8 protein-coding genes and 1 pseudogene are annotated in these 8,747 nt (G+C 73.3%); 8 read left to right on the top strand and 1 reads right to left on the bottom strand.

The window, feature by feature from the left end; translation table 11 throughout:
* The first annotated feature begins 190 nt into the window (after positions 1–190).
* Complete coding sequence (locus tag ACFP2V_RS21880; protein ID WP_381215107.1) at positions 191–943, top strand: GntR family transcriptional regulator; 753 nt, start codon at positions 191–193, stop codon at positions 941–943.
* 212 nt (positions 944–1,155) lie between these two features.
* Here ACFP2V_RS21880 and ACFP2V_RS21875 read toward each other — a convergent pair whose 3' ends face one another.
* A complete protein-coding gene (locus ACFP2V_RS21875; protein WP_042172977.1) occupies positions 1,156–1,437 on the bottom strand; it encodes an HPr family phosphocarrier protein in 282 nt (93 codons plus the stop codon).
* 199 nt (positions 1,438–1,636) lie between these two features.
* On the opposite strand from ACFP2V_RS21875, the gene ACFP2V_RS21870 reads away from it, so the two are divergent.
* From ACFP2V_RS21870 to ACFP2V_RS21845, 7 genes and pseudogenes are all read left to right on the top strand, one after another.
* Positions 1,637–4,546 carry a bifunctional acetate--CoA ligase family protein/GNAT family N-acetyltransferase gene (locus ACFP2V_RS21870; RefSeq protein ID WP_381215012.1) on the top strand — a complete coding sequence of 970 codons (2,910 nt, stop codon included), beginning with the start codon at positions 1,637–1,639 and terminating at the stop codon, positions 4,544–4,546.
* Between the two features lie 417 nt (positions 4,547–4,963).
* Positions 4,964–5,551: a DUF5998 family protein gene (locus ACFP2V_RS21865; protein ID WP_381215009.1), complete on the top strand. Its 588-nt coding sequence runs from the start codon at positions 4,964–4,966 to the stop codon at positions 5,549–5,551.
* Positions 5,548–6,789: an alkaline phosphatase family protein gene (locus tag ACFP2V_RS21860; protein WP_381215005.1), complete on the top strand. Its 1,242-nt coding sequence runs from the start codon at positions 5,548–5,550 to the stop codon at positions 6,787–6,789. The genes ACFP2V_RS21865 and ACFP2V_RS21860 overlap by 4 nt, the downstream gene beginning before the upstream one ends.
* A gap of 86 nt (positions 6,790–6,875) precedes the next feature.
* On the top strand, positions 6,876–7,520 hold the full coding sequence (locus ACFP2V_RS21855) for a thymidine kinase (protein WP_381215002.1): 645 nt from the start codon (positions 6,876–6,878) through the stop codon (positions 7,518–7,520).
* Positions 7,521–7,739: 219 nt separating this feature from the next.
* Entirely contained in the window at positions 7,740–7,892 is a 153-nt protein-coding gene (locus ACFP2V_RS21850) for a hypothetical protein (protein WP_381214999.1), read from the top strand.
* Positions 7,893–8,030: 138 nt separating this feature from the next.
* A pseudogene (locus ACFP2V_RS38700) lies at positions 8,031–8,123 on the top strand (winged helix-turn-helix domain-containing protein); the annotation flags it as partial.
* A gap of 342 nt (positions 8,124–8,465) precedes the next feature.
* The gene (locus ACFP2V_RS21845; RefSeq protein ID WP_381215104.1) at positions 8,466–8,741 is read left to right on the top strand and encodes a transposase; all 276 of its coding nucleotides are present in this window, start codon (positions 8,466–8,468) and stop codon (positions 8,739–8,741) included.
* The last annotated feature ends 6 nt before the right edge of the window (positions 8,742–8,747 follow it).

Genomic DNA, 8,747 nt, shown 5'->3' with positions numbered 1-8,747 from the left:
GCCGAGCGACTCACGCAGCGGCGGGTCGAGCAGCAGCCCGGAGAGGGCCTCGGCCAGAGCCTTCGGGTTTTCCGGCGGGCGACCCGTCGTCCAAAAAGCGGACATGATTCCCGGCTCGCCGTCGGAAATTCCCGCGCGTTGCAATAGAGTCACGGAGTGGACGTCACCCGTTGGCATTGTGTGGGGAACAATTCGGAGGTCGGTCACGCGTATTCCGGCGCACCCGGTGTGCACGGCGATCCGGGACGACATCGTCTCGGGTGTCCATGGGCGTGGCGGCCGGCTCACCGAGGAACTCCTCGCCCGCCGCTACGGCGTCTCGCGCGTCCCCGTCCGGGAGGCCCTGCGCACCCTGGAGGCCGAGGGCTTCGTGGTGACCCGGCGGCACGCGGGCGCGTGCGTCGCGGAACCCACCGAGCAGGAGGCCGCCGACCTGCTGGAGATGCGGCTGCCGCTGGAGCCGCTCGGAGCCTCCCGTGCCGCACGGCGTCGCACCGAGGTCCATCTGAAGGTGCTGCGCGGCCTGGTCCGGCTGGGCCGGGAGCGGGCCGGTCAGGGCCACAGCGGCGACCTGCGCTCACTGGGTGGCTGGTTCCACGAGACGCTCGCCCAGGCGTCCGGCAGCCCGGCACCGACGTCGACGCTGCTCCGGCTCCGGCACAAGATCGGCTGGAGGTACGAGGTGCGGGCGACGAGGGACCCCGTGGAGTGCCGGGCGGAGCACGGCGCGGTCGTGGACGCCGTGGGGCGCGGGGACGGCGGGCGCGCGCGTGCGGTCATGGCGCTGCACACCGAGCGCGCCGCCGCCCACCGCCCGCGCTTCCTCGCCGGAGCCGACAGGGCCGAGCGCGCGGACAGGGCGGAGCGCGTGGACCGAGTGGCCCGCACGGAGGGTGTGAGGAACTCGCAGCATCCCGTAAACGCGCCGAGTCCGCGCTCTTGACGCGGGTGCCGTATACAAAAGGGAGCGTAATTCCGGGGTATTTCTCGCTGTGCTGAAAAGGGAGAACGAAAGGCCCGCCCGACGGATCGGAGCAGGCCTTTCGGTGCCGCGGGTGGGTGTCTGTGAACCGCAGAGCACAGCAACCATCAATTGAGGAACCCGGACGGCGCGCAACCGGTTCCGCGAGAGCGGCGCCGGCTTGGGCGCAAAATTCAGACGGTCTCGGGGAGTTCCTCGAGCCCTTCGGAGACCAGCTTCGCCAGCCGGTCCAGGGCGGCGTCGGCCCCTTCGGCGTCGGAGGCGAGGACGATCTCCTCGCCGCCCTGGGCGCCCAGTCCCAGAACGGCCAGCATGGAGGCCGCGTTGACGGGGTTGCCGCCGGCCTTGGCGATCGTCACCGGGACGCCTGTGGCCGTGGCGGATCGGACGAAGATGGAAGCGGGGCGGGCGTGGAGGCCCTCGGCCCAGCCGACGTTGACGCGGCGCTCAGCCATGTGTTGCTGCCCTTCGGAGTTCATGTTGTCTAGACCAGTTTCCCATATCGTGAAGCATGCCGGGAGCGGTACCGGAAGCGGCGCCAGGAGTGGCACCCCTTCACGCTCCCCGGCGGCACCGGACCGCGGCCCCGGTCCGGCTCGTGCCCCCACAGACTGCCTCGCGCCGTTGCCGTACGCGAGCCGTACTCTGGGGCCCATGCAGACCTCCTCGGACCGGCATGAGTATCCCGCCCACTGGGAGGCCGACGTGGTGCTGCGTGACGGCGGTACCGCGCGCGTACGCCCCATCACCGTCGATGACGCCGAGCGCCTGGTCAGCTTCTACGAGCAGGTGTCGGACGAGTCGAAGTACTACCGCTTCTTCGCGCCCTACCCCCGCCTGTCCGCCAAGGACGTGCACCGCTTCACGCACCACGACTTCGTGGACCGGGTGGGGCTCGCGGCCACCGTGGGCGGCGAGTTCATCGCCACCGTACGCTACGACCGGATCGGCCCCGACGGAACGCCCGCGTCGTCACCGGCCGACGAGGCCGAGGTCGCCTTCCTCGTGCAGGACGCCCACCAGGGCCGGGGCATCGCCTCCGCCCTGCTCGAGCACATCGCCGCGGTCGCCCGGGAGCGCGGCATCCGCCGGTTCGCCGCCGAGGTGCTGCCGGCCAACAGCAAGATGATCAAGGTGTTCACGGACGCCGGGTACACACAGAAGCGCAGCTTCGAGGACGGCGTGGTCCGCCTGGAGTTCGGCCTCGAACCCACCGACCGTTCCCTGGCCGTGCAGCAGGCGCGCGAGCAGCGCGCCGAGGCCCGCTCGGTGCAGCGGCTGCTCGCCCCGGGCTCGGTCGCCGTCATAGGCGCCGGCCGCACGCCCGGCGGGGTGGGTCGCAGCCTCCTCGACAACATTCGGGACGCCGGATTCACCGGCCGCCTGTACGCCGTGAACAAGGCCCTCCCGCAGGAGCGGAAGGAACTCGACGGAGCCGCCGGAGTGCCCGCCCACCGCTCGGTGCGGGACATCGACGGCCCGGTCGACCTCGCCGTCGTCGCGGTGCCCGCCGACGACGTCCCCGAGGCCGTGGCCGAATGCGGCGACCACGGGGTGCAGGGGCTTGTCGTCGTGTCCGCCGGGTACGCCGAAGCGGGCCCCGACGGCCGCGAGCGCCAGCGCGCCCTCGTCCGCCAGGCCCGCTCGTACGGCATGCGGATCATCGGACCGAACGCGTTCGGCATCATCAACACCTCCCCGGACATACGCCTGAACGCCTCGCTCGCGCCGCAGATGCCGCGCCCCGGCCGCATCGGCCTGTTCGCCCAGTCCGGAGCCATCGGTATCGCCCTGCTGTCGCGGCTGCACCGGCGCGGCGGGGGAGTCACCGGTGTCACGGGCGTGTCCACCTTCGTGTCCTCCGGCAACCGGGCCGACGTCTCCGGCAACGACGTCATGCAGTACTGGTACGACGACCCGGACACCGATGTCGCCCTGATGTACCTGGAGTCCATCGGCAACCCCCGCAAGTTCACCCGCCTCGCCCGCCGCACCGCGGCGCTGAAGCCCCTGGTCGTGGTCCAGGGCGCCCGTCACGGCTCCGGACCCCGCGGGCACGCCGTGCGCGCGACGCGACTGCCCCACGCCACCGTCTCCGCGCTGCTGCGGCAGGCCGGGGTGATCCGGGTGGACACCATCACGGAGCTGGTCGACACGGGTCTGCTGCTCGCCCGCCAGCCGCTGCCGTCCGGGCCCCGGGTGGCGATCCTGGGCAACTCCGAGTCCCTGGGTCTGCTCACCTACGACGCCTGCCTCGCCGAGGGGCTGCGCCCGCACGCCCCGCTGGACCTCACCACCGGGGCGTCGGCGGCGGACTTCCACGCGGCGCTGTCCCGGGCGCTGGCCGACGACACCTGCGACGCGGTGGTCGTGACCGCTCTCCCCGCCCTGGGGGAAACGCCGGCCGACGACGCGACACTCGCCGGGGCGCTGCGCTCGGCCGCCGCCGCGACCCCGTCCAAGCCGGTCCTGGTCGTCCACGTGGAACTCGGCGGCCTGGCCGAGGCCCTGTCGGCGGCGGCCGGCACGGCCCCGCAGCCGGCCCCGGCCACCCCGGCCCGCCCGGACGCGCAGGCCACGCACCCCGCCCCGCCCGACGACGAGCGCCCGGCCGTCGCACCGACGCCGGCCACCGCATCGACGCCGGCCACCCCCCAGGGCCCAGCCACCCCGCCCACCCCCGCGAGCCTTCCCGAGGACGCCCACCTCATCCCCGCCTACCCCGCCGCCGAACGCGCGGTCCGGGCCCTCGCCCACTCCGTCTCCTATGCCCAGTGGCGACGGGACGCCGCCGACCCCGGCAGGGTGCCCGCGTACGAGGACATCGACGAGCGGAGCGCCGCCGCCCTCATCGACGCGCAGCTCACGCGCGGGGAGAGCCTCACCCTCGGCACCGAGGAGACCTGTGCGCTGCTCGGTGCCTACGGCATCGACGTCCACCGCGCCCTCCCCGCTCCCACCGCCGATGCCGCCGTCGAGGCCGCCCGCGCCCTCGGCCGGCCCGTGGCCCTCAAGGTGACCGCCCCGCACCTCAGGCATCGCGCAGACCTGGGCGGCGTACGGCTGGACCTGGCGGACGAGGAGCAACTGCGCCGGGCCTACGCCGAGCTGACGGACCAGCTCGGCACGCCCGAGGAGCTGCGCCCCGTCGTGCAGCGGATGGCACCGCGCGGTGTCGACACCATCGTCCGCGCGGTGATCGATCCCGCCGCCGGAGCCGCGCTCTCCTTCGGACTCGCCGGCGCCCCGTCGCAGCTGCTCGGGGACATGGCGCACCGGCTGATCCCGGTCACCGACCGGGAGGCCACCTCCCTGGTGAGGTCGATCCGGACCGCACCCCTCCTGTTCGGCTGGCGCGGCTCGACCCCCGTCGACACTCCCGCTCTGGAGGAGCTGCTGCTGCGGGTGTCGCGGCTGGTCGACGACCATCCCGAGGTCGTCGCGGTCAGCCTGGAGCCGGTCGTCGTCGCCACCCACGGGGTGAGCGTCCTCAGCGCCTCCGTACGCCTGGCCCCGCCCCCCGCCCGCGACGACCTCGGCCCCCGGACCCTCCCCGCGTACTGAGCCTGGAGCCACCGCATGACTTCCGATCACGCGGTGTAATCCTTTTTCAGGCGGGTCTTCCGGTTTCGGGCAGGGGTGTGTGCCGGATGGCCGTTCCGGTGGCGGGTTCTCCGAGGCCGACGGGCGGTGGGCGGGCAGGTCGAAGCAGCGGGTTCAGGCGCGCGGGCGCTGCCCGGCCGACCCTGCTGCGGGCCGACGCGTGGCAGCGCGGCACCGCGGCGTACGCCCTCGCCGTCTCGCCGGCCGTCTCGCGCGGGACGGCACTTCGGTGGACGAGCAGCCGCCGCGCGAGGACGCGGACCGGTGAGGCCCTCCGGCCGAACGGTCCGGGCCGTTCCCGGCCCGGACCGGCCCGGCGCGCGGGGGAGTGCCGTGACCGGTGCCTCGCAGTCAGTGGTCCCCCGTAGGATGGGCGCCATGGCCAAGACCAGTACGACGACCCAGGGGCTGCGGGCGGCGATCGAGCGCAGCGGCTACTACCCGGCCCTCGTGGCCGAGGCGGTGGAGGCCGCGGTGGGCGGCGAGCCCGTCCGGTCGTACCTGGTCCACCAGGAGACCACGTTCGACCAGAACGAGGTGCGGCGCCATGTGACCGTGCTCGTCCTCACCGGCAACCGCTTCATCGTCAGCCACACCGACGAGCAGGCCGCCGACACCACGTCCCCGACCCCGTACGCCACCACGTCCACGGAGTCGGTCAAGCTCGGCCGGATCTCGTCGATCGTGGTCAGCCGCGTCGTCGCCAACCCGGAGTCCTACAAGCCGGGCACACTGCCCCGCGAGATCGTGCTCACCATCGGCTGGGGCGCGGTCGCCCGCCTCGACCTGGAGCCCGCTGCCTGCGGCGACCCCAACTGCGAGGCCGACCACGGCTACACGGGCAGCTCGACGGCCGACGACCTCAGCCTGCGGGTCAGCGAGGCCGGGGACGGCCCGGAGACGGTGCGTCAGGCGCTCGCCTTCGCGCAGGCCCTCTCCGAGGCGACCGCGGACCCCACACGATGACTCCGCACATCTCCCCGACCCCGCACATCCCGCCCCCCGTACCCTCCCCGCACACCGTCGGCTGGGACGTCCACCCGGAGCCCCTGGCCCCGGACTCCGCACCCCTGCCCGAGTACGGCACCGGCTCGCTGGCCGACCTGCTGCCCACCCTCGCCGCCGGCATGGGCGTCCCCGGCACCACCGGCGCGATCCCGGAGCTCACCCCCGCCGACCGGAACTGCGTGTTCCTGATCGACGGCCTCGGCTGGGAGCAGCTGAGGGCTCACCCGGAGGAAGCCCCGTTCATGGCGTCCCTGCTGGCCGCCTCGCGCGGCGGCACCGGACGGCCGATCACCACGGGCTACCCGGCCACCACCGCCACCTCCCTGGCCTCCGTCGGCACCGGCCTGCCGCCCGGCGCGCACGGCCTGCCCGGTTACACCGTGCGCAACCCGGACACCGGCGAGCTGATGAACCAGCTGCGCTGGCAGCCCTGGACCCGGCCCGACACCTGGCAGCCCCACCCCACCGTCTTCCAACTGGCCCACCGGGCGGGGGTGCACGCCGCCCAGGTGTCCTCACCCGCCTTCGCGAACACCCCGCTGACCAAGGTCGCGCTCAGCGGCGGCGCCTTCCACGGGCGGCTGTCCGGCGAGGAGCGCATGGACCTCGCGGCCGCACAGCTGGCCGCCGCCGACCGCTCCCTCGTCTACACGTACTACGCCGAGGTCGACGGCGCGGGCCACCGCTTCGGCGTCGACTCCGACACCTGGCGCGGCCAGCTCATGTACGTCGACCGCCTGGTCCAGCGGCTGGCCGAGCAACTCCCGCCGCGCAGCGCGCTCTACGTCACCGCCGACCACGGGATGATCGACGTGCCCTTCGACGACGAGCACCGCATCGACTTCGACCACGACTGGGAACTGAGCGCCGGAGTCGCCCTGCTCGGCGGCGAGGGCCGCGCCCGACACGTCTACGCCGTACCGGGCGCGGCGGCGGACGTGCTGACCTGCTGGCGCGAGGTGCTCGGCGAGCAGTTCTGGGTGGCCTCGCGGGACGAGGCGATCGACGCGGGCTGGTTCGGCCCCCGGATCGAGGACCGCGTGTACCACCGGATCGGCGACGTGGTCGCCGCCGCCCGGGACGACGTGCTGGTCATCGCCTCCGAGCGGGAGCCGAAGGAATCGGCGATGGTCGGCAACCACGGCTCGCTGACCCCTGCCGAACAACTGGTCCCCCTCCTCGAAGTACGCTCCTGACGCCTGCCCCGAGCCGCCCGCGGACCCAGCCACCCCCACCCGGTCCGTCCTCACCCCCGTACCCGCCGAAAGGTGCCCGACCTCCCATGCCCGAGCTGGTGTTCTTCTCCGGAACGATGGACTGCGGGAAGTCGACACTGGCTCTCCAGATCGAGCACAACCGTTCGGCGCGCGGCCTGGTGGGCATGATCTTCACCCGCAACGACCGGGCCGGCGAGGGCAAGCTGTCCTCCCGCCTCGGCCTGGTCACGGACGCGGTGGAGGTCGGGGAGCACGCGGACCTGTACGCGCACCTCGTCGACCATCTCTCGCAGGGCCGGCGCGCGGACTACGTGATCGCGGACGAGGCGCAGTTCCTGGTGCCGGAGCAGATCGACCAGCTCGCCCGCGTGGTGGACGACCTGGACCTCGACGTCTACGCCTTCGGCATCACCACCGACTTCCGTTCCAAACTGTTCCCCGGCTCCCAGCGGCTGGTGGAGCTCGCCGACCGGGTGGAGGTGCTCCAGGTCGAGGCCCTGTGCTGGTGCGGCGCCCGTGCCACCCACAACGCCCGGACGGTCGGCGGGGTGATGGTGGTGGAAGGCGCGCAGGTGGTCGTCGGCGATGTCACCGGGTCCCCGGACGAGGTCGGTTACGAGGTCCTGTGCCGTCGCCATCACCGCCGCCGCATGACGGCCGCCACGGCCCGCGCGGCCGCGCTCGCCCCGGACTTCCTGCCGATCACCTGACCGGTGCTCCCGGCCTTCTGCGAGGCGGAGTTCGCGTGGGGGATCGCCGTACCGAGGGCTCGCGCGGGCAGATAGTCGGTCCTGCGTCATCAGGACTCCCAGGGAGCCCGGCGGAGTACGAGAACCAAGGGGCGGACCGGTGGCGGACATCGAGGAAGCGCGCTTCTGAGTTTTTCGCTTCGGGGTGACGCGCGACCATGACGGGTGTGTCCCGAAGTTATGAGGTATCCCGATGGGGGCGGCCTGACCGCGAAGCAGCGGACCCAGCGGGAGCGGGTGCGGTTCGAGGTTGCCGAGATGTTCGTCGCCGGGGCCGGTCCCGGGCAGGTCGCCCGGCGGCTGCGGGTCTCGCGCAAGTCCGCCTGTGCCTGACGGGCCGACGACGCCGACGCGCTGCGCTCGAAGGGGCCCTCCGGCTACCCGTCGCACATGAGGCCGTCCCGGCGGGCGTGGCGGGAGCAGGCGCTGGAGGAGGGGCCGGCCGCGCACGGCTGACCGGAGGACCAGCGCTGGACGCTGGAGCGGGTGGCGGTCCTGGTCGCCCGCCGCTTCCCTGGCCGTTTCAGCACACCGCAGATGAGCCGGATCCTGCACCGGATGGGGTGGTCGGTGCTGGTGCTCCCCCAGCCTTCGGCCGGGAGGTACCCCCAGTGCACCGGGCCGCGGAGCGGGACGGGCGGGCGGTGGCCACCTGGAGCAAGGAGACCTGGCCGCGGGTGGAAAAACGGTGAGGGACCAGGACGCGTGGCTGGTCTTCGAGGACGAGTCGGGGCAGTCCCATCGGCCGCCGAAGGCGCGCACTTCCCCTGGCTTCGCCGGGGCGCCCCCAGGTCCCGTCGCGGCCGCTCGCCGCGGGTGGAGGTGGCGGGGAAGGGAGGGGGCAGGATCTCGCCGGCCGCGCCGGTGTGTGCCCGCCCCGGGCGACGCGCCCGGCTGATCCACCGGATGCCGGTGCACCATTCCGGCCGCCGCGGGGAGAAGAAGGGGTTCCGGGAGCGGGACTTCGCCGCCTTGCTCGATGCCGCCCGCCGGCAACCGGGCGGGGAGGTCGTGCTCGTGTGGGACGACTCCACCCAGCACATCGACGCGCAGATGCGGGAGCTGCCGGCCCGGCGGGCGACATGGCTGACGGTCTTCCGTCTCCCCGCTTATGCACCGGAGTTGAACCCGGTCGAGATGGGTTTGTCTCAGTGCGAGCCTTGTAGGGATGCTGCCGCATGATGCTCA

The organism is Streptomyces incanus, assembly GCF_042656345.1.
GTDB lineage: Bacteria > Actinomycetota > Actinomycetes > Streptomycetales > Streptomycetaceae > Streptomyces > Streptomyces incanus.
Note: the sequence above shows the minus strand (reverse complement) of the source record. Positions and strands in the feature narration are given on the sequence as shown.

Bases quoted from the DNA above. Each gene is read 5' to 3' on its own strand.
- ACFP2V_RS21870 (WP_381215012.1), top strand. From the start codon at position 1,637: ATGCAGACCTCCTCGGACCGGCATGAGTATCCCGCCCACTGGGAGGCC.
- ACFP2V_RS21850 (WP_381214999.1), top strand. From the start codon at position 7,740: ATGAGGTATCCCGATGGGGGCGGCCTGACCGCGAAGCAGCGGACCCAG.
- ACFP2V_RS21865 (WP_381215009.1), top strand. From the start codon at position 4,964: ATGGCCAAGACCAGTACGACGACCCAGGGGCTGCGGGCGGCGATCGAG.
- ACFP2V_RS21845 (WP_381215104.1), top strand. From the start codon at position 8,466: ATGCCGGTGCACCATTCCGGCCGCCGCGGGGAGAAGAAGGGGTTCCGG.
- ACFP2V_RS21875 (WP_042172977.1), bottom strand. From the start codon at position 1,437: ATGGCTGAGCGCCGCGTCAACGTCGGCTGGGCCGAGGGCCTCCACGCC.
- ACFP2V_RS21860 (WP_381215005.1), top strand. From the start codon at position 5,548: ATGACTCCGCACATCTCCCCGACCCCGCACATCCCGCCCCCCGTACCC.
- ACFP2V_RS21855 (WP_381215002.1), top strand. From the start codon at position 6,876: ATGCCCGAGCTGGTGTTCTTCTCCGGAACGATGGACTGCGGGAAGTCG.